This window comes from Actinopolyspora mortivallis, from assembly GCF_003001495.1.
Lineage (GTDB): Bacteria > Actinomycetota > Actinomycetes > Mycobacteriales > Pseudonocardiaceae > Actinopolyspora > Actinopolyspora mortivallis_A.
On the sequence record NZ_PVSR01000001.1, the window covers coordinates 368,169 to 391,353 of the forward strand.

General features: G+C 68.2%; 21 protein-coding genes and 1 pseudogene. 14 read left to right on the plus strand and 8 right to left on the minus strand.

Annotated elements, in window-relative coordinates; genetic code table 11:
* The first annotated feature begins 220 nt into the window (after positions 1 to 220).
* On the plus strand, positions 221 to 1,210 hold the full coding sequence (locus tag CEP50_RS01680) for a DUF2157 domain-containing protein (protein WP_181188153.1): 990 nt from the start codon (positions 221 to 223) through the stop codon (positions 1,208 to 1,210).
* A gap of 55 nt (positions 1,211 to 1,265) precedes the next feature.
* Here the strand turns inward: CEP50_RS01680 and CEP50_RS01685 are convergent, their stop codons facing one another.
* Complete coding sequence (locus tag CEP50_RS01685) at positions 1,266 to 1,961, minus strand: DedA family protein (protein ID WP_106112125.1); 696 nt, start codon at positions 1,959 to 1,961, stop codon at positions 1,266 to 1,268.
* A 416-nt stretch (positions 1,962 to 2,377) separates the two neighbouring features.
* On the opposite strand from CEP50_RS01685, the gene CEP50_RS01690 reads away from it, so the two are divergent.
* Complete coding sequence (locus tag CEP50_RS01690) at positions 2,378 to 2,746, plus strand: group I truncated hemoglobin (protein ID WP_106112126.1); 369 nt, start codon at positions 2,378 to 2,380, stop codon at positions 2,744 to 2,746.
* A gap of 7 nt (positions 2,747 to 2,753) precedes the next feature.
* Here the strand turns inward: CEP50_RS01690 and CEP50_RS01695 are convergent, their stop codons facing one another.
* Positions 2,754 to 3,722 (minus strand): quinone oxidoreductase family protein, encoded by a 969-nt coding sequence (locus CEP50_RS01695; protein ID WP_106112127.1) that lies wholly within the window; start codon positions 3,720 to 3,722, stop codon positions 2,754 to 2,756.
* Positions 3,723 to 3,896: 174 nt separating this feature from the next.
* Here CEP50_RS01695 and CEP50_RS01700 point away from each other — a divergent pair, with 174 nt between their 5' ends.
* The 5 genes and pseudogenes from CEP50_RS01700 (at position 3,897) to CEP50_RS01715 (ending at position 8,981) form a co-directional block, all read left to right on the plus strand.
* Complete coding sequence (locus tag CEP50_RS01700; protein ID WP_106112128.1) at positions 3,897 to 4,214, plus strand: hypothetical protein; 318 nt, start codon at positions 3,897 to 3,899, stop codon at positions 4,212 to 4,214.
* Between the two features lie 4 nt (positions 4,215 to 4,218).
* Positions 4,219 to 5,151, plus strand: a complete 933-nt coding sequence (locus CEP50_RS01705; protein ID WP_106112129.1) for an ATP-grasp domain-containing protein — start codon at positions 4,219 to 4,221, stop codon at positions 5,149 to 5,151.
* A 1,982-nt stretch (positions 5,152 to 7,133) separates the two neighbouring features.
* Positions 7,134 to 7,727 (plus strand): annotated as a pseudogene (locus tag CEP50_RS20965) (iron-containing alcohol dehydrogenase); the annotation flags it as partial.
* On the plus strand, positions 7,728 to 8,369 hold the full coding sequence (locus CEP50_RS20970) for a hypothetical protein (protein WP_445596574.1): 642 nt from the start codon (positions 7,728 to 7,730) through the stop codon (positions 8,367 to 8,369).
* 123 nt (positions 8,370 to 8,492) lie between these two features.
* Positions 8,493 to 8,981, plus strand: coding sequence for a GbsR/MarR family transcriptional regulator (locus CEP50_RS01715; RefSeq protein WP_019853749.1), 489 nt, complete (start codon positions 8,493 to 8,495; stop codon positions 8,979 to 8,981).
* Positions 8,982 to 9,000: 19 nt separating this feature from the next.
* On the opposite strand, the gene CEP50_RS01720 is transcribed toward CEP50_RS01715, so the two are convergent.
* The 5 genes from CEP50_RS01720 to mptB form a co-directional block, all read right to left on the minus strand.
* Entirely contained in the window at positions 9,001 to 9,969 is a 969-nt protein-coding gene (locus CEP50_RS01720) for a COX15/CtaA family protein (protein WP_181188155.1), read from the minus strand.
* Positions 9,970 to 10,100: 131 nt separating this feature from the next.
* Positions 10,101 to 10,955 (minus strand): SCO6745 family protein, encoded by an 855-nt coding sequence (locus CEP50_RS01725; RefSeq protein ID WP_106112276.1) that lies wholly within the window; start codon positions 10,953 to 10,955, stop codon positions 10,101 to 10,103.
* Positions 10,956 to 10,997: 42 nt separating this feature from the next.
* On the minus strand, positions 10,998 to 11,711 hold the full coding sequence (locus CEP50_RS01730; RefSeq protein ID WP_219905281.1) for an ABC transporter permease: 714 nt from the start codon (positions 11,709 to 11,711) through the stop codon (positions 10,998 to 11,000).
* 116 nt (positions 11,712 to 11,827) lie between these two features.
* A complete protein-coding gene (locus CEP50_RS01735; RefSeq protein ID WP_219905257.1) occupies positions 11,828 to 12,766 on the minus strand; it encodes an ABC transporter ATP-binding protein in 939 nt (312 codons plus the stop codon).
* A gap of 11 nt (positions 12,767 to 12,777) precedes the next feature.
* Positions 12,778 to 14,391 (minus strand): polyprenol phosphomannose-dependent alpha 1,6 mannosyltransferase MptB, encoded by a 1,614-nt coding sequence (gene mptB, locus CEP50_RS01740; RefSeq protein ID WP_258174665.1) that lies wholly within the window; start codon positions 14,389 to 14,391, stop codon positions 12,778 to 12,780.
* A gap of 185 nt (positions 14,392 to 14,576) precedes the next feature.
* Here mptB and CEP50_RS01745 point away from each other — a divergent pair, with 185 nt between their 5' ends.
* The 7 genes from CEP50_RS01745 to CEP50_RS01775 all read left to right on the plus strand — a co-directional run bounded on the left by CEP50_RS01745 (position 14,577) and on the right by CEP50_RS01775 (position 21,180).
* The gene (locus CEP50_RS01745) at positions 14,577 to 15,344 is read left to right on the plus strand and encodes a helix-turn-helix transcriptional regulator (protein WP_106112132.1); all 768 of its coding nucleotides are present in this window, start codon (positions 14,577 to 14,579) and stop codon (positions 15,342 to 15,344) included.
* A 69-nt stretch (positions 15,345 to 15,413) separates the two neighbouring features.
* Positions 15,414 to 16,874, plus strand: coding sequence for a Fe-S cluster assembly protein SufB (gene sufB / locus CEP50_RS01750; protein WP_019853756.1), 1,461 nt, complete (start codon positions 15,414 to 15,416; stop codon positions 16,872 to 16,874).
* The gene (gene sufD / locus CEP50_RS01755) at positions 16,874 to 18,067 is read left to right on the plus strand and encodes a Fe-S cluster assembly protein SufD (RefSeq protein WP_106112133.1); all 1,194 of its coding nucleotides are present in this window, start codon (positions 16,874 to 16,876) and stop codon (positions 18,065 to 18,067) included. Before sufB ends, sufD begins: the two co-directional genes overlap by 1 nt.
* Before the next feature lie 108 nt (positions 18,068 to 18,175).
* Complete coding sequence (sufC, locus tag CEP50_RS01760; protein WP_106112134.1) at positions 18,176 to 18,949, plus strand: Fe-S cluster assembly ATPase SufC; 774 nt, start codon at positions 18,176 to 18,178, stop codon at positions 18,947 to 18,949.
* The gene (locus tag CEP50_RS01765; protein ID WP_106112135.1) at positions 18,946 to 20,286 is read left to right on the plus strand and encodes a cysteine desulfurase; all 1,341 of its coding nucleotides are present in this window, start codon (positions 18,946 to 18,948) and stop codon (positions 20,284 to 20,286) included. Before sufC ends, CEP50_RS01765 begins: the two co-directional genes overlap by 4 nt.
* 10 nt (positions 20,287 to 20,296) lie before the next feature.
* Positions 20,297 to 20,758: a Fe-S cluster assembly sulfur transfer protein SufU gene (gene sufU / locus CEP50_RS01770; protein ID WP_019853760.1), complete on the plus strand. Its 462-nt coding sequence runs from the start codon at positions 20,297 to 20,299 to the stop codon at positions 20,756 to 20,758.
* A 68-nt stretch (positions 20,759 to 20,826) separates the two neighbouring features.
* Positions 20,827 to 21,180, plus strand: coding sequence for a metal-sulfur cluster assembly factor (locus CEP50_RS01775; protein ID WP_211213043.1), 354 nt, complete (start codon positions 20,827 to 20,829; stop codon positions 21,178 to 21,180).
* Positions 21,181 to 21,298: 118 nt separating this feature from the next.
* Here CEP50_RS01775 and CEP50_RS01780 read toward each other — a convergent pair whose 3' ends face one another.
* A complete protein-coding gene (locus CEP50_RS01780; protein WP_106112137.1) occupies positions 21,299 to 23,083 on the minus strand; it encodes a GGDEF domain-containing protein in 1,785 nt (594 codons plus the stop codon).
* Positions 23,084 to 23,185 lie beyond the last annotated feature (102 nt).

Below are 23,185 nucleotides of genomic sequence, written 5' to 3' on the forward strand. Positions count from 1 at the left end.
TCTCGGAGGGCTCGGTGGGGGTCCGGTGTGAGGGATGACACTTCCGTGTGAGTGCTCTCGGTGTTCTCCACGAAACCCTTCGTGTTCGACGGCTCGGGGCGGGGGCCGCTGTGCCGGGGGGTTTGCCACCGAGCGGGAAAGGATGATCCGGTAACACCGGACATGGGGGAGATGGTCCCTTCGGAGGAGGAAGCGGGACCAGGACGACAGGGGGATCAACGTGACCGGAGTGCTCAGTCGTGAACAGCGCGCCGCGCTCCACCGGCTGGTCGAGTCCGGAACACTCACCGAGGAACAGGCGCACGCCGCGCTGGAGGCCGTCGAGGGATCGGCACGGCACCGGTCCACTCCCCGGTCGCGGGGGGTGCTGGTGGAGCTGGCGGGCTACCTCGGGGCCGTGCTGGTGTTCACCGGCGGCTGGATCCTCGTGGCGGAAACCTTCGGGGCCCTCGCCCGGCAGCTGCGCGTCGGGATTCTGGTGGCGACGACCGTGCTGCTGTGCGTGGTGGGGATCTATCTGGGTGGGGGATCCCGGCAGCTGCGCGAACACCCCGGTGTGCGGGGCAGGGTCACCGCGGTGCTCTTCGTGCTGACCGCGATCACCGGCGCGTGCGCGGTCGGGGTCGCCCTTCCGGAGAGCCCGACCGTGCTGCCGGCGGTGCTCACGGGGCTCGTGCTCGCCCTGGGCGGCTACCTGGTGCTGCCCACCGTTCCGGGGCTGCTGGCCGTGACCGTGGCCGCGGTGTACACGGTGGGAGCGCTCTCCGAGCTACCGCACCTGCTCGGCGCGCCACCCACGTTCCCGCTCGGATCGGCCGAGATCACCTCAGCGGGTCTGCTGGTGCTGGGGGGAACCTGGTCACTGCTGGCCCTGAACGGCGGGTTCGTCGTTCCCCGGCTCGCGCTGGTGCTCGGGGTGGGCCTGTCCCTGGTCGGAGCGCACTGGCCCTTCTGGAGCGGGCGTTGGTGGGTGGATCTGGTGGCCTTCGCGGTGGCGGCTCTGTTGCTGCTCGGATTCCTGCTGCGCAGGGACGTGGTGCTGCTCACCGGGGGGTTGGTCGGTGTGGTGCTCGCCGTGGGCCGGATCGTCCCACGGCTGTTCGACAACGCGATCACCGTGGGGTTGGTCGTCCTGATGAGCGGGATGGTGCTGTTGATCTCCGGGGCGCTCGGGCTGCGCTACGCCTCGGCCGACGGGAAGATCGACTGAGGCGTTTCCCGGGAGGTGCTCGGCACGGGATTCCGTTTCCCCGGCGAACCGGTGATCATGACGCATCCTTTTCGGCCGGAATGTCGGCCGTTTCCTCCCCGGCGGTCGAGGATTCCCGATCCGTGGTGGTTTTTCCGCGATTTCTCGTTTTTCTCCGACGTATCACGTACACCGCGCCCCCGACGAGCACGAGCACTCCCAGGGCCGCCCAGCTCGCCCTGCCGAGGATGTTCTCGACGCGTTCCAGGGAGACCCGTGCCACTGCTCCGGTACCGACGTAGACGGTCGACCACAGTGCCGCCGCGCACAGGGAGGCGGGCAGGAACCGGTTGTAGCGCACCCCGGAGACCCCGGCGGCGGCGGGGGCGAAGGTGCGTACCACGGGAACCAGTCTGGTGACGAAGATGGCCCTCGCCCCGTGCCGGTCCAGGGCCGCCATGGCCTGGTCCCAGCGCTGTACTCCCATGCGCCGCACCATCGAGGTGAAGCGCAGCGCCGGCCCGTACCTCCGTCCCAGCAGGTAACCGATGTGGTCGCCCGCCGAGCCGGTGAGCGTCACCACCAGCAGCAGACCGGCGAGCAGGGCGCGACTGTCCGCGGCGGCGCTGGAAAACAGCACCACGGTCTCGCCGGGAAGGACCATGCCGACCCCGAGCCCGGACTCGGCGAACGCCATGGCTCCGGCCACGACGAGGAGCAGCCCGGCGGGGAGGGCCGAGAGCGTGTCCAACGCGTCGGAGAACAACGACATGCGGTCTGCTCCTGAAACGGCGATCGTCGTGGGCGCGAAAACGTTCCCCGCGATCATACACAGTCGCGCGTGTGGTTCACGTGATCGTTCGTGATCGCCGAACCCGGAAAGGGAGAGGGCGAAACGGTGCCGTGTCACTCGGAAATCGGTACCGTCCGAGTTCGTCGGAAATCGTGGCGTGACTGCGTAAATGATCGTGATTTTTCGGGCGCGGTGAATTCTTCCTCTGTTCTTCCGGTCCCCGGAGCGGGGGCCGTGACCGTGCGGTACCAGTCCCCGCCGGCTCCCGCCGCGAGCTCCCGAGTGATCCTTCTCGCACCCCGGCTACGCCGGTTGTTCACATCGGAATTACGCGTACGCAAAACCAGTGCGGTTGACTGGAGGTGTCGTCGACACCGAACCGGGAAGGGGAACCGATGAGCACCACTCTCGAACGGCTGGGCGGGGAACGCACCGTGAGCGCCGTGGTGACCCGCTTCTACGCCAAGGCCTTGGCCGATCCGCGCCTGGCCGGGTACTTCCACGGCACGAACATCGAACTGCTGCGACGCCACCAGACCGAACTGTTCGTGGCCGCGCTCACGGGGGACGCGTCGAGGCGGGAACCGGCGGAGTCGGACAACTCCCTTCCGGGCATTCACCACGACGAGTACGACCTGGTGATCGGTTACCTGGCCGACGCGCTGCGGGAGAGCTCGGTGGAGGAGGACCTGTTGTCCGGGGTGCTGTTCGTGCTCGCTCCGCTGGCCAGGGACGTGACCACCGTTCCCGCCGTTCCCGGCTGAGCGGCGCTCAGGGGTGCAGCAGCAGCTTGCCCGTGGTGCGCCTTCCCTCCAGGTCCTCGTGGGCCCGGGCCGCCTCGGAGAGCCGGTAGCTTTCTCCGATCCGGATCCGCAGCCGCTGCCGCGTGATCGCCTCGAACAACTCGCCGGTGCGCCATTCCAGCTCGGCCCGGTCCGCCAGGTGATGCGCCAGAGTGGGCCTGGTCAGGAACAGCGAACCAGCCGAGTTCAGCCGTTGGGGGTCGAAAGGCGGCACCGGCCCGCTGGCGGCCCCGAACAGCGCCAGGGTTCCGCGCGGGCGCAGACAGGACAGACTCGCCTCGAAGGTGTCCCTGCCCACCCCGTCGTAGACCACGTGCACTCCCGAGCCCTCGGTGGCCGCACGCACCCCCTCCACGATGTCCCGCTCTGTGTAGCGGATGATCTCGGCGGCACCGGCCTGCCGGGCCAGCCGCTCCTTCTCCGGGGTGGAGACCGTGCCGACCACGGTGCCGCCCCGGGCGGTGATCCACTGGGTCAACAACAGCCCCATCCCGCCCGCGGCGGCGTGCACCAGCGCCACCGTGCCCGGACCCACCGGATGGGTGGAGGTGACCAGGTAGTGGGCGGTCAGCCCCTGCAACATCGCGGCCGCCGCCGTGGTGCTGTCCAGCTCCGCCGGAAGTCTCACGGCCCGCTCCGCCGGAAGCGCGACCCGTTCGGCGTAGCTTCCCGGAACCTGGGGCCAGGCCACCCGGTCCCCCACCTCGAAGCCCGTCACGGCGGAGCCCACCTCGGTGACGGTGCCCGCTCCCTCGGAGCCGGGCACGCAGGGCAGCGACACCGGGTACTGTCCGCTGCGCTGGTAGGTGTCGATGAAGTTCACCCCGCAGGCGGTGACGTCGACCAGCAGGTCGTGCGGGCCGACGGCCGGATCGGCGACCTCCTCGTAACGCAGCACCTCGGGGCCACCGTGTTCCACCATCCGGACGGCGCGCATCCGAAACCTCCTGGTTCGACTGCCTGCTCGGGCGCGCGGACGTGCGCGGGACCCGATCATGCCACGTCCGTGGCGCGGGACGTCGGCGGTCGGTGTCCGCGCGGTATCGATACACCGGGAGGCGCGGACCACGTCCCCGCCCCACGCGTCGGCGGGGCGTCCTAGGATCGCCCCGTGACGACGCAGCGGAACAGCGAGACCCAGCAGGAACCCCCGCGCAGGTCCGTGGAGGCGGCACGGCGTTTCGTGTCCCGCCACGGCGGCTCCGCCCGGGCCGTGGTGGAGAACCTGGGGCGGGGTGGCGCCCGGATCGTGCTGATCGGCGAGGACGGCTCGCTCGGTGACGTCATGGTCGCCGACCCGGCCACGGGCGAGGCCGTGGTGGAGGCCGTGGACGGTCTGGAAAGCGGTGAGTGGGACTCCGAGACCGCCGCCGCGCTGACCATCGGCCCCGACCACCGCCGGCGTATGGCCGGACCGCGCGCCCGGTGAGGCGATGAGCATCTCGACATCGCCCTCCGCGCCCCGGCGAGTGCTGCTGGCCACCTGCTCCTCCCGGCCCGAGGTCTCTTCGGACGAGGGGGTGCTGCCGAAGGCGCTGGAGGAACTCGGTCTGGTGGCCGACTGGGTGGTCTGGGACGAGGCCGGCTCGGCCGTGGAGGAGGCCGACCTGGTGGTACTGCGCACCACCTGGGACTACACCAGTCGGTTGGCGGATTTCCTGCGCTGGTGCGACTCGGTGCCCGCGCTGGCGAATCCGGCCCGGGTGGTGCGGTGGAACACCGACAAGCGCTATCTGGTGGAGCTGACCGAAGCCGGTGTTCCGGTCACCCCCACCCGGCTCGTGGAGCCGGAGGAGGCGGTACCGGGAGCCGGAGCCACCGGGGGGACGGACTTTCCCGACCGCGAGTTCGTGGTCAAGCCCACGGTCGGGGCGGGTTCCAGCGGAGCGCGACGTTTCCTGCCGGAGCAGCGGGAACGGGCCGTCGAACACCTGCGCACTCTGCACCGTCAGGGCACGGCCGCGCTCGTGCAGCCCTACCAGCCCGTGGTGGATCGGGAGGGCGAGACGGCCGTGGTCTTCTTCGGCGGGATCTACTCGCACGGCTTCGTGAAGGGTCCGTTGCTGGACCCCGCGGGCGACGGTGTCGTTCCGGAGCTGGAGCGGGGATCGTTCGCCGTCGATCCCGACCCCGCCCTGCGGGCCACGGCCGAGGACGTGCTGGACGCCGCCACCGCGTTGCTGGGGCTCGGTCGCCGGGAACTGCTCTACGCCCGGGTGGACCTGGTGCGTGGCGAGGACGGTGCGCCCATGCTGCTGGAACTGGAGCTCACCGAGCCGAGGCTCGGCTTCGACCTCGCCGACCGGGACGCGCCGTCGCGTCTCGCCTCGGCGGTGCGGGCCGAGCTCGCGCGTCGCGGGGAGTGAGTCCGCGCGACGGTGCTGCTCACCACGGGTCGACGGCGGTGATCCGGCCGACCGCGGCCGTCGACGTGGGGTGCGGCACCTCGGCGCCCCACCACGTGCAGTTCCGTACGGTGGCTGGTTCGTTCCACGACGTAACCGGAGCCCGGTCGTTCCCGGCATCGCGTATCGACCCGGTCGGCTTGCTCACCCGTGTCGGTGAAGCCTATTGTTTCAGTGTTGAGCGAAACCGATCACGGTGCTGCCGTGGTCCGACACGGGAAGCGAGCAGGGCAGTGGCGGAACAAAGTCGAATATGAGCAATAGGTACGTTTTGCTGGCGATGAGAAAATCCGCGAGCCGTTCCGTAGAAGCTACTGCTCTGGTCGAGTGATACCCGCTGCGGGGGTATGGCCTCTACGGCGTGGTTGTCACTAAGATCTCCTCGTTGTTGATTGATCTTCGACTGAGGGGAAAACGTGTTAAGAGACAGCGAAATACGTAATGAACGTTATGTACTGGGTTTCGACGCTGCGTGTGTGCGGTGCAACAATGTCGCGCACAATATCGAACACGTGGTGGGGGATCGTCTCAGTGTCATTCCGCTGAGCTCGCCGGATATGCGGCGGTGGCGCCAAGAGGCTTTGGGCGATGATGCGCCGTGGGCGCCCACTTTGGTACGTGTGCGCGGCAATTCTGTCGAAGCGTGGCCCGGATGGCGTATGGGCCCGGTGTTGACGAAGCATCTCGGTCCGCGGGGGACGGCGCAAGTTTTGGGGATTCTCGGAAACTCGCTCGGTGGAATGCCACGAGGCAAGGGGAAACCTCGTCGTGCTTTTCTGCGCGCTTCGCTGGGGGCGATTGTCGGAGTCGGCTTGTTGGCAGGGGCTAAAAAACCGGTGAGTGCTGCCGTGAACGGGAGTACGCCCCATGCCGATCTGCCGGAGGAAGCGATCAACGAGATCAACGGTGATGAGCTCCTCGACACCGCGCTACGGCATCTTCGAGGAAATGACGTACGTAACGTCGTGGAACCGCGTTCACTGGGTGTTTTGGCGAGCACGAGCTCAAGCGTGGACACCGTTCCGCGTACAGCACTCGGGGAGGCCACGGAGAACACGGGCGATGTCTCTGCCGGGGGCGTTCTCGAAGTGGCGGGTCGGGAGATCCAGCACCCCGAGGGGGTACAGGAGACGACGCTCTTCTTCTACCAGCACGAGGAGCGATTACTGTTGATCTCCACCGAATACGACGAGAACGTGGGCGGAGACATCAGTCGTGTCCATCGTATCCATGTCGATCACGAAGCACCGGATGGACCTGAATTACGTACTGTATCACGAAGCATCAACGGGGCTGTCCCCAGGCCGGCTCCGGAAGAATCATTGGAGACTGCGGACTGCGCAGACCGTTGTGGTGGTTGCAATAGTTCGGTGTGCTGGTGTGGTACCCAAGGCGAGGTCCTTACTGAGGACTGCAACTGGAAATGGACCATCAGCTGTGCACGCGATGTCGGCATCTGCGCTTCGTGTACTGCTCAATGTGCTGGAGGGTGGTTTTGGTGCGCTTTCTGTCTGGCCTCGTCCTGTGCTTGGATTATGAGGTCATGCTGTGATTCCTACACCGAATTGTGTAAACGTTGCCGTCCTTGCCATACTTGATTCGGAGTAAAAATTTGAATGCGAATAAAGTCAGATATATTAAATCTGCGGCTGTTGTCCCAGGTGTTTTGCTTGTGATTAGCAGAGGAGGAGAATTCCTTTCAGGTCATGTTTCCTGGGAGGTCTCCATCGCTCTCGTGGGAGGTTTGCTCATGACTGGTTTTGGGGTCGCCAATGTGATATCTCTTGCGATGAGAAAAGAAGAAAACGATCGATATTAGTATGTTTTTCTTGGTTTGATAGTAGTGTGCGTGGCTGGCTGGTCTTGCCGCATGTCCCTGTAGTGGATACTTCCAGCTCGGGGTTTTGTATGTGGCAGGCCAGCCTGTCTGCGATGGTTGAAACATGCTTATTTTTGATACGGTATCGTTTCCGTGGAGAAGCAATCGATTTACGCGTCTTCCTGGGGTGTGTTTCTTGTCCTTTTCGGGAGATTCCTTCGAGGCTGTTAACGGGAAATTTGAAAAATTAAATTTAAAAAAAATTGTTTTGTTTTGCGAGAGGGGGTTAATTTTTGGGGCAAGCAGTCCAGGTCGTGTTCGTGATTTTTTGAATCGTCGAGGTAGGGCGGTAGAAGTGCATGGTATCTCCGAGAGGCGGAGGGGTTGTTTGGAGTCAGCGGTTGCTCTGAGTGATCGATTGGTCGATGAGCCCCCTGATGCCTGCGTAGCTGTAGGAGGGGGATCGGTGCTGGACGCTGCCAAGTTGGCGGTCGCGGCACAGGGGAATCCCTGGTTGCTGGACGGATCGTTGTGGCGCAACGGGCCGGGGATGCTTCCGGTGGAGGTCGCGAGAAGATCGCAGGCTACTCCCGCGCTCGTAGCTGTTCCGACGATGCCGGGCAGTGCGGCGCATGCTTCGGACAGAGTGTGTCTGGCGGCCGAACCCGGGCAGACTCGCAAACTCGTGCACGGCAGAGCTTTGCTACCCGATGACACAGTGGTCGACACGGATTTCTTCGACACCCTTGACTCCTCGGTGCTGCTGACCTCGATCTGCGAAGCGCTGTATCGCGAACTCGGTCCCTATCTGGTAACCCGGCGCAGTACCCGACGTCAGGATCGAATCGGAGCCGGGCACGTGGCCGGACTGCTTCGGCTCGGTGAGACGCTGCTCGCTACCGGCGAACTCGACGAGCGGCAACGAGTCGAGTTGGACAGGCTCAGCAGTGCGACTATGCGCGGTGGACACCGTGAGGATTGGATGCCCGCTTCGCACCCGTGGTGGTGCATCCAGAACTCGGTTCTTACCGAGGTGAACAGTACGAAGGGGGCGCTCACCGCGCGGAGTGTGCCAAACATCCTGGCAAGAGTCGAGGCGCGGGACGAACGCCTCGGAACCAAGCGACGTCTGCGTGCTCTGCGATGGCACATGGGCAACGGGAGTGGTGGTCAACGGCGACTGTGCGCGTTCTTCGCCGCGGTTGACGACAGTGTGCAGCCACCGATCGAGCCGACTTCCGAAGCGACTGTGCGTAGGTGGGCGCACGACGCCTACGGACTCTGGGCCGATCTCGTGCCCGGAATCCGTGCACTTGGAGTCGAGGGGATCCAGGAGCTGCTCCACGAAGTGGGATTCTGAAGCTCCCGCGCATTGAGCGACCCGGTCGGCTTGCTCACCCGTGTCGGTGAAGCCTATTGTTTCAGTGTTGAGCGAAACCGATCACGGTGCTGCCGTGGTCCGACACGGGAAGCGAGCAGGGCAGTGGCGGAGTACACACAGCGCACCGACCGCCCCGCGATGTCGGAGTGGATCGAGCAGATGGCGGCGCACTTCGAGGCCACCGAGGGAATGCCGCTGATCGCGGGACGGATCCTGGCGTTCCTGCTGATCTGCGACCCCCCGGAACGCACGGCGGCCGAGCTGTCCCACGCGCTCAACGCCAGCACCGGGTCGGTGAGCACCAACGTGCGCTTCCTGCTGCGCATGGGGATCATCTCCAAGACCACGCGGCAGGGCCGCGAGGCGGCGCTGTACCGCGTGGAGGAGGAGCGCTGGCCCGAGCTGGTCAGCGCGCGTATGCATCGCATGGTCGAGCTGGAGAGCCTGCTCGAGTCCGGGCTGCGCATGTTCAGCGGTCAGGGTGAACGGGCCCGCAGGCTGCGGACGGTGCACGAGTTCTACCAGTGGTTGTCCGAGGAGATCCCGGAACTGTGGCGCCGCTGGGAACGGGACTCCCGACGCAGGCGCTGACGGACTCCGCGTTCCCCTGTCAGGCGGGGGCTCGTTCGCCCGTTTCCGCCGACTCCCGGGGTTCGGTGGTTGGGGCGGGACCCCGGTACCGGGACTCGCCCCACAGCAGCGACAGCGTGGTGATCACCAGTGTCGCCCCGGCCACGTGCAGTACGACCAGGGCCTCCGGCACCCCGATCGCGTACTGGACGGAACCGAGGACTCCCTGCGCCAGCACCACCAGACATGCCGCGGCGTAGGCCCGCAACAGTCCCCTGGTCGGCGCGGCGTTGCGCAGCCAGACCCCGAACACCGCCAGCAGGCACAGATAGGCCATCACGAACAGGCCGTGGACCTGGGTGAGCAGGGTGATCGCCACCGGGAGCCGGGGGGTGGCGGGATCTCCCGCGTGCGGGCCCGCGGCGGTGACCAGCGTCCCCGCCAGCACCATGCCCGCCGCCGCCACACAGGCGGCGACCAGCACCCGGCGCATGCCCGTGGTGACCACCGGCCGGGGAGGGTGGTCCCCCTCGCGGGTGGCCTTCACCAGCTGGCCGGCCAGCCAGATCAACACCGCCGAGGCCGTGAAGTGCAGCGAGACGCTCCACCAGAGCAGGTCCAGCAGCACCGTCATGCCGCCGATCACCGCCTGCACCGGCACGCCGATCAACACCGCACCCGCCAGCAACCTCAACCGGGGGCGGGCCGGGCGCACACGCCAGGCCAGCAGCAGACAGACCAACGCGGCCGCCGCCACCACCCAGGTGAGCAGCCGGTTGCCGAACTCGACCGCCTGGTGCAGCGGCGCGATGTCGGCGTGGGAGACCGGGACCATGCTCCCGGGGAAGCACTGCGGCCAGGTGGGGCACCCCAGTCCGGATCCGGTGACCCGGACGGTGGCGCCGGTGACCGCGATCAGGCACTGGGTCAGCAGCACCGCGACGGCCGAACCACGGACCAGGCGGGCGGACGGTCGGGATATCCGCGCGGGCAACGAGAGCGTCGGCACGGGTCGATGGTAGGCGCGGGCCGCCCCGGGGGAGGCGCCGGGATCGGGATCGGTGCCGTGGGTCACCCCGGGGAGGGGGCTCGTCGAGGTCTCGCGGACGAGCCGTTTCCGTGGGCGGCCCGACGGTGTTCCTACTGGTGGGAGAAGGCCTCCCGGGGAAAGGCTCCGCTCTCGACGACCCGTGCGCTCAACGCCGAGCCGTGCTCGAAGAGCAGGTTGGCCTTGTCCTCGCCGAGGTGGCGCCACGGCGCGAGCGAGGCCGCGTCGGTGGCCTGCTCGACCTCCTCCAGCAACTCCCTGCCCTGTTCGGAGAGCCCACCGGAGCCGTCCAGCAGGCCCCGCTCGGTCAGCTGTTCTGCGGTCTCCGACCACTGCTGCTCGGACCAGTGGCGGGTGCGGCGCAGGGTTGCCGCGTTCATGCCCTTGCCCGTGGCGCTCTGCAACACCAGCGCCTCCAGCGGGCCGATCAGGGCGTGCTGCAACGCGGCGATGTGCGCGTCGCCGCGGAACTCACGTAGCAGGGTCAGGGCGTGCCAGAGCCGCGTGTGGGGCTCCTCCGGTCGGGGCAGGTCCGCGTGGGCGGCGAACAGCGGTTTGCCCGCCGGCGGACACGCCTCGGCGGCCTCCTCGGCCAGCCGAGCCGCCTCCAGCACGGTCTCCGAGCGCACCGTTTCCGAGCCGAGCAGTCGTTCGAGGGCCGCCGAGGCGGCCCGGAACCTGGCGGCGACGACCTCCTCGGGGGAGGCGATCTCCCAGGCCTTGGGGACGCACGTCGCGACCAGCTCCGGGTTGAAGTTGTAGAAGGTCGCCGCCACCACCCCCGGTCCGACCGGTCCCATCGGGGCGGCTCGTCCGGCGAAGTACGACATGGATCCGGGCTCCAGGCCCAGGGCGGTCGTCTCCCGTTCCAACTCGGGAGCGAAGTAGATCATCGCGTGGGGGGCTTCGAGGGCCTTCTTGGCGTTCCTCGCGATCCGTGACTGCATGATCCGCACCCTAACGGGTGTTCTTCTTCACCGGGTTGTGCGTCAGCTCACCCTCGTGGTGCGTATCGCGAGGCCCCCTGCCAGCACCCCCCAGCCCAGCAGCACGAACAGTGAGGAGACCGGGGCGGCGTCCCCGGCCGCGCAGGCGGTCAGTGCCCGGGCCAACGCGCCGGAGGGAAGGTAGTCGGCGACCGCGCTCATCGGCCCGGGAAGGTGTCGGGCGGGAACGGCCAGCCCCCCGCCCATCAGCAGCAGGAACCAGACCGTGTTGGCGACCGCGAGCACGATCTCGGCCCGCAGCGCTCCCCCGACCAGCACACCCCCTGCCCCGAAGGCCAGGGTTCCCAGCACGAGGACCAGCACGCCGGGCAGTGCTCCCGACGGTGAGGGGTGCCATCCGAGTGCGAACGCGGTCGCGGACAGCACCACCGTTTGCAGCGCCACCACGGACAACGCGGCCAGCACCCGCCCGGCGATCAGCACCCATCGGGGCAGGGCTGTGGCGGTGAGCCGTTTGATGACCCCGTACCTGCGGTCGAAGCCGAGGGCGATCGCCTGACCGGTGAAAGCCGTGGACATCACGGCCAGCGCCAGGATGCGCGGAGCCACGGAGTCCACGCGGGGCGGGGCGAGCATTCCCAACTCCAGGGTGCTCAGTCCCACGAGCAGCACCAGCGGGATCAGCAGGGTGAGCAGGGTCTGTTCGGGGTGGCGCAGGGTGAGCGATATCTCCGTCCTGGTCTGAGCGAGCAGCATCCGTGCCGCTTTCGCCCTGCCGGGAGCCGGACGGAACGTTCCCGGCGGGAAGGTGGTGGAGTCCGTCCCCACGCCGGTGCCCGTTTCCGGTCGCAGGTTGTCGAGGCCGTCGCGTGTCACGAGCGCAACTCCCGTCCGGTGAGGTCGAGGAAGACGTCCTCCAGGGTGCGTCGCCCGAGCCGCAGCTCGTCGGCGAGCACTCCGTGCCGGGCACACCAGGCCGTCACGGTGGAGATCGTCTGCGGGTCGATGTCGCCGCGCAGCAGGTAGTGGCCGGGCCGGCTCTCCCACGCCGAGCACCCCTCGGGCAGTGCGGCCAGCAGCAGTTCGAGGTCGAGGCCGGGACGGGAGGTGAAACGCAACTCACGTCCGCGTTCCTCGCCGGAGGTCAGCTCCGTGGGGCTGCCCGCCGCCAGCACCCGCCCGTGGTCCACGATCACCACGCGGTCGGCGAGGGTCTCGGCCTCCTCCATCAGGTGGGTGGTCAGCAGCACGCCGACACCGTCGGAGCGCAGGGCCGTGATCAGTTCCCACACCAGGTTGCGGGCGTGCGCGTCCATTCCGGCGGTGGGTTCGTCGAGGAAGACGAGCTCGGGACGTCCCACCAGGGCGCAGGCCAGGGAGAGGCGCTGTTGCTGACCCCCGGAGAGGCGTTTGTACGGGGTGGAGCGCACCTCGCTCAGGCCCAGCGTCGCCAGCAACCACTCCGGGTCCAGGGGCGTGGCGCAGCAGGAGGCCAGCAACCGCAGCATTTCCCCGGCGCGCACCCCGGGATAGGCCCCGCCCCCCTGGGGCATCACGCCGATGCGGGGACGCAACCGGTTCCCCTGGGTGAAGGGGTCCGTGCCGAGCACGCGCACCCGCCCGTCGTCCGGACGCAGGAAGCCCTCGCAGATCTCCACGGTGGTGGTTTTGCCCGCTCCGTTGGGCCCGAGCAGGGCGAGGACCTCCCCACGGTCCAGGGACAGGTCGACATCGGCCACGGCGAGGTTGCCGCCGAGTCGTTTGCTCAGTCCCCGCGCCCGCACGGCAGCGCGGTCGGCGTCTGGTTCCACGCTCCGCCAGCCTAGGACCCCGTCGGAACACGTTCACCGCGGGTCCACGGTAGCCCGGGGGATCTGCCCCGTAGGAGCAGCAGAATCAGGCCGAACGCGACGAGGGCGGCGATCACGGCGAAGGGGATCATGTAGGCACGCAGGACGTAGGCCATGCCGGTGGGGGGGACCAGCAGGGCGACCACGGCGCTGATGCCGATGATGGAGCCGCGGATCCGGGAGTCGGTGGTCGACACGGCCAGCGGGGCGAGCGCCCACAACAGGTACCAGGGGTGCAGCACCGGCCCGAGCAGCGCGACCGCGCCCAGGGTGATGCCCAGGCCCGTGAGGGGACGGATCCGGTCACGAAAGGACAGCCACAGCAGCCACAGGCACACCAGGGCGCTTCCCGCGTAACCGACGACCTTGGTGATGCTCAGCATCGCGTCGGTGTGGTTGCCGAGCCCGAGCAGCATGCTGACCCCGCCTCCGCCGAACATGCCCAGGGCGGTCATCGGTGCCAGCCACGTCTTGATGCGGTTCGGCACGTCGAAGGTCTCCATCCAGCCGAGTCCCCAGGTGCTGACCTGGGTGATCACGGCCATGGTGGCGAGGAGGATCACGGTGAGCAGGGCGGCGGTGCGTACCAGGTCCAGCATGCCGCCGCCGCGGCGCCGGACGAGCTGGATACCGAAGAACCCCAGTGCGATGAAGGCGGGCGGTTTGACCGCCCCGGCGATCACGATGATCACGCCCCCCACGGTGAGTCCGAGCGTTCCGCGCAGACGGAGTCCGAGTTCGAGTCCGGCCAGCATCATTCCCAGCAGCAGCGCCTCGTTGTGCATCCCGCTGACCACGTGGAACAGCACCAGCGGGTTGGCCGCGGTGAGCCACAGCGCTCCGGAGGGGTGCACGCCGCAGCGGGCGGCCAGGCGGGGGATGGCCCAGATCGCCAGCACGAGGGAGGCGATCATGATGGTGCGCCAGGCCAGCACGCCGAAGACCACGTCGTTGCCGACGACGAGGGCGACCACCCGGCCGAGCATGAGGAACAGGGGGCCGTACGGCGCTGGGGTGTCGCGCCAGATGTTGGGGACGTTCGCGGTGAGCGGGTGGTCCACGCCGAGCGCCGCGTCGGGTCCCACCTGGTAGGGATCGGCCCCGCTGGCCGCCACGGCGCTCTGGGCGAGGTAGGCGTACATGTCGCGGCTGAACAGTGGTGGGGCCACCGCCAGCGGCAGGGCCCACATCACCACGGTGCGCCCGAGCTGGGGGCGGGACAGTCTGCGCGGCCGTCCGGGGGCGGCGAACCGGCCCAACCACAGCCAGGCGGTGACGATCATCAACATGCCCAGCCAGGCGCAGGCCATGGCCACGGTGGGCATTCGGGCGGGCAGCCCGATCAGACGCATCCCGGAGACCGGGTTGTCCACCGGGGCCGCTCCCGCTCCGATGGCCCCCACGGCGAGCAGCAGGGAGCCGGTTGTCCCGAAGCGGCGGGTGAGCGCGAGCTGGCGACGCTCCCGCTCGTCGAGCGGCGCGGGGTTCCGCTGCTCGCCCGGTCCGGGGTGCGTGCTCGCTCCGAGGGGGTCCCGCTCGGACACGTCCCCACCGGGATCTTCCGTCTCGGTCGCTGCGGCTGCCATGTCGACCGAGCCTAGCTACTCGCTCGTGGCTTCGGGTGTCAAGGGCGACTTCGTCGTGGCACCTCCCGGAGAGGGGCGGTGGGGAGTCCGCCGTCGAGGCGGTCCTCCCGGCCGCGGTGTGATCCGAATCATGTGGTCGACCCTGCCCGCTGCTGCGGGTCGACTAATTAGGTAACATCAGTGTTGTGAAAAACGTCGGAACCTCCCCCGCGGACGCGGCGAGCCCCTCGGCCGCCGCGGCGCCGGACGCCGCACGGCCCCCGGCGCCGAACGCCGGGGACGGGCGTACCAGACACCTGGTCGCCCGGACGGTGCTGGAGCAGGGGCCGGTGACCGCGGCTGCGGTGGCCGAACGCCTCGGCATCAGCGCCACGGCGGTGCGCAGACACCTCGACGCGCTCGTCGCCGACGGCGAGGCCTGCACGAGGGAGTCCTCGCGCCGTGGTCGGCGGGGAAGGGGACGTCCGGCTAAGCTGTTCCTGCTGACCGAAGCGGGTCGGGCCCGGTTCGGTCACGCCTACGACGACCTCGCCGTCTCGGCGCTGCGTTTTCTGGCCGAGCAGTCCGGCGAGGAGGCGATCCGTTCGTTCGCCGAGCGGAGGATGGCCGCTCTCGTGGAGCACCACCGGGAGGCGTTGGCGGCCGGCGGGACCGTCGCCGAACGTGCCCGGGTGCTGGCCGACGCGTTGACGCGGGAGGGCTACGCCGCCTCCACCCGCACCGTCGGCTCGGGCGAGCAGCTGTGCCAGCACCACTGCCCGGTGGCGCATGTCGCTGCGGACTTTCCGCAGTTGTGTGAAGCCGAGACGGAGGCCTTCGCCGAAGTCCTCGGCACCCACGTGCAACGGCTGGCCACGATCGCCAACGGCGACGCGGCCTGCACCACGCACGTCCCCCACAGGTCGGACACCCGAGCGGAGAGCTCGCCCGGGACCCGACCGCGAGACTGTTGAGCAGGGGACCGCCGAGCGGAAACCGAAACAGCAGGAGACCGCCCCGATTCCTCATGGAGGGGAGCCCGTATGACTGCCGCTGCGGAGCAGCGCACACCCACCACGGTGCCCAGTTCCGAACCGATGTCCCAGGAGGAGACCCTCGCCACGCTCGGCAACTACGAGTACGGCTGGGCCGATCCCGACTTCGCGGGCGCGAACGCGCAGCGTGGTCTCAACGAGGACGTGGTCCGGGAGATCTCGCAGCAGAAGGGCGAGCCCGAGTGGATGCTGCAGACCCGGCTGAAGGCGCTCAACCTGTTCGAGCGCAAGCCGACCCCGACCTGGGGTGCCGATCTCTCGGAGATCGACTTCGACAACATCAAGTACTTCGTCCGTTCCACCGAGGAGCAGGCCCAGAGCTGGGAGGACCTGCCCGAGGACATCAGGAACACCTACGACAGGCTGGGGATCCCCGAGGCGGAGAAGCAGCGTCTGGTGGCCGGTGTCGCCGCGCAGTACGAGTCCGAGGTGGTCTACCACAAGATCCGTGAGGACCTCGAGGAAAAGGGCGTCAAGTTCCTGGACACCGACACGGCGCTGCAGGAGCACCCCGAGATCTTCGAGGAGTACTTCGGCTCGGTGATCCCGGCGGGGGACAACAAGTTCTCCGCGCTGAACACCGCGGTGTGGTCCGGTGGTTCGTTCATCTACGTGCCCAAGGGCGTCCACGTGGACATCCCGTTGCAGGCCTACTTCCGGATCAACACCGAGAACATGGGCCAGTTCGAGCGGACGCTGATCGTGGTCGACGAGGGTGCCTACGTGCACTACGTCGAGGGCTGCACCGCCCCGATCTACTCGACCGACTCGCTGCACTCCGCCGTGGTCGAGATCGTGGTCAAGCGCAACGCGCGCTGCCGCTACACGACCATCCAGAACTGGTCGAACAACGTGTACAACCTGGTCACCAAGCGGGCCAAGGCCGAGGAGGGCGCCACCATGGAGTGGGTCGACGGCAACCTCGGTTCCAAGGTGACCATGAAGTACCCCTCGGTCTTCCTGATGGGCGAGCACGCCAAGGGCGAGGTGCTCTCGGTCGCCTTCGCCGGTGAGAACCAGCACCAGGACGCGGGCGCCAAGATGGAGCACATGGCCCCGCACACCTCGTCCTCCATCGTGTCCAAGTCGATCGCCCGCAGCGGGGGACGCACCTCCTACAGGGGGCTGGTCAAGGTCGCCAAGCGCGCCAACCACTCGGCCTCCAACGTGAAGTGTGACGCGCTGCTGGTGGACAACATCAGCCAGTCGGACACCTATCCCTACGTGGACGTGCGGGTCGACGACGTGACGATGGGTCACGAGGCCACCGTCTCCAAGGTCAGCGACGACCAGCTGTTCTACCTCATGCAGCGTGGGCTGACCGAGGACGAGGCCATGGCGATGGTGGTGCGTGGCTTCGTCGAGCCCATCGCGCGCGAGCTGCCCATGGAATACGCACTGGAACTCAACCGTTTGATCGAGCTGCAGATGGAAGGGGCCGTCGGCTGATGACGGAGTCGACTCTCGAAACGTCCGGCCGCGATGGCCTCGACGAGCAGGGCACGACCAACTCCGCGGTTCCGCCGCGGAGTTCCCGGGGACACCGTTTCACCTCCTACGACGTGGAGGCCTTCGAGGTTCCCGGGGGTCGTGAAGAGGATTGGCGCTTCACTCCGATGAAGCGGCTGCGGGGACTGCACGACGGTTCCGCCGCGGCGACCGGTTCGCTGAGCGTCGAGGTCACCGGGGACAGCTCCGCCCGGGTGGAGACCGTCGGTCGCGAGGACGAGCGGCTCGGCAGGGCCGGTGCGCCCGCCGACCGGGTGGCCGCCCAGTCGTGGTGCTCCTTCTCCGAGGCCACCGTGGTGACCGTCCCGAAGGACACCAGGGCGAGTGAGCCGATCACCGTCACCGTGCACGGTCCCGGAGAGGGGGCCACCGCCTACGGGCACCTTCAGGTGCGGGCAGAGCCCCTCTCGGAGGCCACCGTGGTGCTGGACTACCGGGGCTCCGGGGTGATCGGTGATAACGTCGAGCTGATCGTCGAGGACTCCGCCCGCCTCTCGGTGGTCACCATCCACGACTTCGCCGACGACGCCACCCAGGTGTCCTCCGAGCACGCCAGTCTCGGCAAGGACGCGGTGTTCCGGCACTTCGCCGCCACCCTCGGCGGGGACCTCGTGCGGGTCAACACCAAGGTCAGCTTCACCGACCGGGGCGGCGACGCCGAGGTCCTCGGTGTGTACTTCACCGACAGCGGCCAGCACCAGGAGCACCGGCTGCTGATGGACCACGCCCAGCCGAACTGCCGCAGCAACGTCACCTACAAGGGGGCGTTGCAGGGCGATTCGGCACGTTCGGTCTGGATCGGTGACGTGCTGATCCAGGCCGCCGCCGAGGGAACGGACACCTTCGAGCTCAACCGCAACCTCGTGCTCACCGAGGGGGCCCGGGCCGACTCGGTGCCCAACCTGGAGATCGAGACCGGCGAGATCGCCGGAGCGGGCCACGCCAGTGCCATCGGACGCTTCGACGACGAGCAGCTGTTCTACCTCCAGGCCAGGGGCATTCCCTACGACCAGGCCCGTCGTCTGGTGGTGCGGGGTTTCTTCGGCGAGATCCTGCAGAAGATCACCGTCGACGAGGTGCGCGAGCGGCTGGAGGCCGCGATCGACAAGGAACTGGCGGCGGTCGGGGAGTGACCCGGCCACGGTCGGAACGCCGCGGCGTTCCGACCGCACCGCCCACCGCCGCCGCCCGCGGCGTCGGACAAGGCTTTTCGCGACAACACCGGGAGAAGAACGAACACGATGGCCACCCTGGAAATCAAGGACCTGCACGCCGACGTGGTGACCGAGGAGGAGTCCAAGGAGATCCTCACCGGCGTGAACCTCACCGTGCGTTCGGGCGAGACCCACGCCTTCATGGGCCCCAACGGCTCGGGCAAGTCGACCCTGGCCTACGCGGTCGCCGGGCACCCCAAGTACACCGTCACCTCGGGCTCGGTGCTGCTCGACGGTGAGGACGTGCTGGAGATGAGCGTGGACGAGCGCGCCCGCGCCGGGCTGTTCCTCGCCATGCAGTACCCGGTGGAGGTCCCGGGCGTCTCCATGTCGAACTTCCTGCGCAGCGCGGCCACCGCCACGCGGGGTGAGGCGCCGCAGATCCGCCACTGGGTCAAGGAAGTCAAGCAGGCGATGAGCAACCTGGAGATCGACGAGTCGTTCTCCGAGCGCAGCGTCAACGAGGGCTTCTCCGGTGGTGAGAAGAAGCGCCACGAGATCCTGCAGCTGGACCTGCTCAACCCGAAGTTCGCGATCCTCGACGAGACCGACTCCGGGCTGGACGTCGACGCGCTGCGGGTGGTCTCCGACGGGATCAACCGCTACCGGCAGAACGGGGACAGGGGCGTTCTGCTGATCACCCACTACACCCGGATCCTCAAGCACGTCCGGCCCGACTACGTGCACGTCTTCGTCGGCGGGCAGGTCGTGGAGTCCGGTGGTCCGGAGCTGGCCGACGAGCTGGAGGAGTCCGGCTACGTCCGCTTCACGAACAAGAAGGAGGCGGCCGCGCAGTCATGACCGTTGAGCCTCCCGGTGTCCGGGGGCAGGACACCGCGCAGACGGGTGCGAGCACCACGACGGCGCCGTTGGACGTCGCCGCCATCCGTGCCGACTTTCCGATTCTCCAGCGGACGGTGCGCGACGGGCGCCGGCTGGTCTACCTGGATTCCGGGGCGACCTCCCAGCGGCCCCGTCAGGTGCTCGACGCGGAGCGATCCTTCCTGGAGACCTCCAACGCGGCGGTGCATCGTGGTGCGCATCAGCTCGCGGAGGAGGCGACGGACGCCTACGAGGGTGCGCGTGCCAGGATCGCCCGGTTCGTCGGGGTGAACACCAACGAGATCGTGTTCACCAAGAACGCCACCGAGGGGGTCAACCTCGTCGCGTACGCGATGAGCAACGCGGCCACGTCCGGGCCCGAGGCGGAACGCTTCCGTCTCGGGCCGGGGGACGAGGTGGTGGTCAGCGAGATGGAGCACCACGCCAATCTCGTGCCGTGGCAGCAGTTGTGCCAGCGCACCGGTGCCACCCTGCGCTGGTTCGGGGTGACCGACGAGGGGCGTCTGGACCTGTCCGAGCTGGACACGCTGGTGCACGAGCGGACCAGGGTGGTGGCGGTGACGCACCAGTCGAACGTGCTGGGCACCGTCAACCCGCTGGAGTCGGTCGTGCGGCGTGCCCACGAGGTCGGGGCTCTCGTGGTGCTCGACGCGTGTCAGTCCGTGCCGCACGGGCCGGTCGACTTCGCCGGCCTGGGCGTCGACTTCGCCGTGTTCTCCGGGCACAAGATGCTCGGCCCCTCCGGCATCGGGGTGCTCTACGGCAGGCACGAGCTGCTCCGGGCGATGCCGCCCTTCCTGACGGGCGGTTCGATGATCGAGCTGGTGCACATGGAGCACTCGACCTTCGCCGAGCCGCCGCAGCGGTTCGAGGCCGGGGTTCCGATGACCTCCCAGGTGGTCGGTCTCGGCGCCGCCGTGGACTACCTGTCGGTGGTCGGTATGGAGCGGATCGCCCGGCACGAGCACCAGCTGGTCGAACGCGCCCTGCGGGAGCTCTCGGCGATCGAGGGGGTCCGCGTCGTCGGCCCCACCGACACCGAGCAGCGCGGGGGTGCGGTCTCCTTCGTGATCGACGGGATCCACCCGCACGACGCGAGCCAGGTGATGGACGACCGGGGCGTCGAGGTCCGAGTGGGTCACCACTGTGCGTGGCCGTTGCATCGCAGGATGGGAGTGCCGGCGACCATCCGGGCGAGCTTCTACCTCTACAACGAGCTCGACGAGGTCACGGCGTTGGCGGATGCTGTTCGGGAGGCACAACGTTTCTTCGCGGTGACACCGACGGCAGGCTGAGGACGTGGTGATGCAACTCGAACAGATGTACCAGGAGATCATCCTGGACCACTACCGCAATCCGCACCGACACGGGCTGCGGGAGCCGTTCGACGCCGAGTCGTTCCAGGTGAATCCGACCTGTGGCGACGAAGTGACGTTGCGGGTGCGCTTGACCGGTTCCGGTACGGAAGCCACCGTCGAGGATGTCTCCTACTCCGGACAGGGTTGTTCGATCAGTCAGGCGGCCACCTCGGTGTTGACCGATCTGGTGGTCGGACGTCCGTTGCGGGAGGCACTGGACAAGCAGGCCGCCTTCACCGAACTCATGGAGGGGCGCGGCCAGGTCGAACCCGACGAGGACGTTCTGGAGGACGGTGTCGCCTTCGCGGGAGTCGCCAAGTACCCCATGCGGGTCAAGTGCGCCCTGCTGGGGTGGATGGCGTTCCGGGACGCCGTATCGCGCGTTGTCGACGAGGTAGGAGCGTCATGACCAGTACCGAGAACGAACACCGGCAGAACGCCGGGGACAACACCGAGGTGGTGCGCGGGGCCGAGGGGATGCCCGAGACCTCGACGGCCACGGCGGAGCTGGCCGCGGTCGAGGACGTCGAGGAGGCCATGCGTGACGTGGTCGACCCCGAGTTGGGGATCAACGTGGTCGACCTCGGCCTGGTCTACGGAGTCCGGGTCGAACAGGACAACACGGCGACCATCGAGATGACGTTGACCTCGCCGGCCTGTCCGTTGACCGACGTCATCGAGGAGCAGGCACGTTCCGCGCTGACCGGCGGACCGGGTGGTGGTCTGGTCAACGACTTCCACATCGAGTGGGTGTGGATCCCGCCGTGGGGTCCGGAGAAGATCACCGAAGAGGGACGTGAGCAGCTCCGAGCGCTCGGATTCACCCTCTGAACCACCACGGGCCGCGTGTTCGCGGGCCGTGAGTCCCGGACGGACCCCGTGGGAAACGCCCTCCCACGGGGTCCGTTCTCGTGGAAGGGCCGGTGCCGACGCCGCGCGGACCGGGGGATCAGGGACCGTCGCCGCGGTGTTCGGCTCCACGTCCCGGAGGATCGGGGTCCCGACCGGGGAAGCCGGGATCGGCCTGGGAGGGGATGTCGGGGGGCGAACCCCGCAGCACGTCGACGCGGTCCGAAGCGATGCGCGACATCACCCAGCTGGATCCCGCCAGCGACTTGGCCCGTTCCTTCAACGGAACCAGCATCCGGGAGGCCTCACGGTAGGAGTTCGTCTCGTTGCCGGCGCACACGAGGGTCGACAACGACAGGGTCACGTTCAGTTCCCCCACCCGCCTGGGCGGGTCGAGCACCGCCTCTCCCAGGGAGAGCAGGTCGTCCAGGTCGGTGACCACCAGGAAGTCGTCCCCGCCGACGTGACCGATCCGCACCGACCGCAACGTCGTGGCGGCGTCGGTGAGGCTTCTGCCGACCGAGCGGATCAGCTCGTCCCCCGCCGAGAAGCCGGCGGTGTCGTTGATCGTTTTGAAGCTGTCGATGTCCAGCCAGCTCAGCGCGAAGACCTCACCTGCGGCGATGCGGGTGTTCACGTCGCGTTCGATCGCCTCGCTGCCCGGCAGCCTGGTCAGCGGGTTCAGCGCGGCGGCCTGTTCGGCGCGGAACTCGGCCATCCCCCTGATCAGGTGCACCGCGCGTACGGTGCCCAGGCACCTGCCCTGTTCGTCCACGACCACGGCGTCGTCGTAGACCCGGGTCTGGTCGGAGCCGCTGATCAGGTTGAGGGCCTCCATCGCGGTGGTCGCCGTGCTCACCACACGGGGTTCGTCCGCGAGGCGGGAGGCGGGGCGCTGGGCGTGCAGCGCGTGTCCGTAGGGACCGGTGACCGCGAGCAGGAAGCGGTTGCGGTCGATGGAGTACTCGGGTCTGTTGTGCTCGTCGACGAGCACGACACCGCTGACCTCCGGGTGATCGGCCAGCACACCGCGCACCGTGTCCGCCGTGACGTCGTCGGGCAGCATGGTCGCCGGGGAGAGGAAGTCGGTCACCCGGGGGCCGGAGGGAGTGGGATCAGGGCGGGCGGAGAACCCGCTGATCTCGGTGGCCGGTTCCGTGATCTGCAGTGAACTCGGCGGGCGGCGTGCCGGGGCGGCCAACAGGTTCCCCTGCACCGTGCGGACTCCGCGACCGCGGAGCGTTTCCAGCTGGTGCTCCTGTTCCACCCCTTCGGCGATGAGCACCGCACCGATCGTCTCGCACAGTCCGAGCAGCGTGTCCAGCAGGGCGACACAGCCGGGGTCGTCGGGCAGGCCCCGCACCACACCCGGGTCGAGTTTGACCGCGTCCGGAGCGAGGTCGGTGATGGTGCGCAGCGGGACGTCGCCCTCACCCACGCCGTCCACCGCGATCCGGTAGCCGTGGGAGCGCAACCGGTCGACCCCGGCGTACAGCCTGTCCCGTTCCAGCCGGGCGAACGGAGGGGTCAGTTCGAGGGTGATCTCGGGAGCGCGACGTCCGACCTCGGTGAGTTTGTCGTGCAGCCTGTCCAGCGAGTCGGTTTCGTAGGCGACCGTTCCGCCGAAGACGTTGAGGTGCAGGGGCAGCAGGGACTGCTGTTCGGCGGTCCGTGCCACGGCGGCGACCGCCAGTTCGACGTCCAGCGTGCCGACCCGCCTGTCGCGTGCGGCGTTCCGGAAGAGTTCGGTGACGTGCCCGTCGGCGGGACGGGCCAGTGCCTCCACGGAGATCACGGCTCCGGTGCGGATGTTGATCAACGGCTGGAACGCGAATCGCACATCGTCGGCCGGTCCAAGCACGTGATCGATACTGCCCGGATTCATGCTTGCTCAGCGAGTCCGTTCACCAGGTGTTCACCGACATATCAACGCTCCTGTCCGAGAGTCTTTCGACAACATAGCGCGTTCGTTCCTGCCGTGACAGCG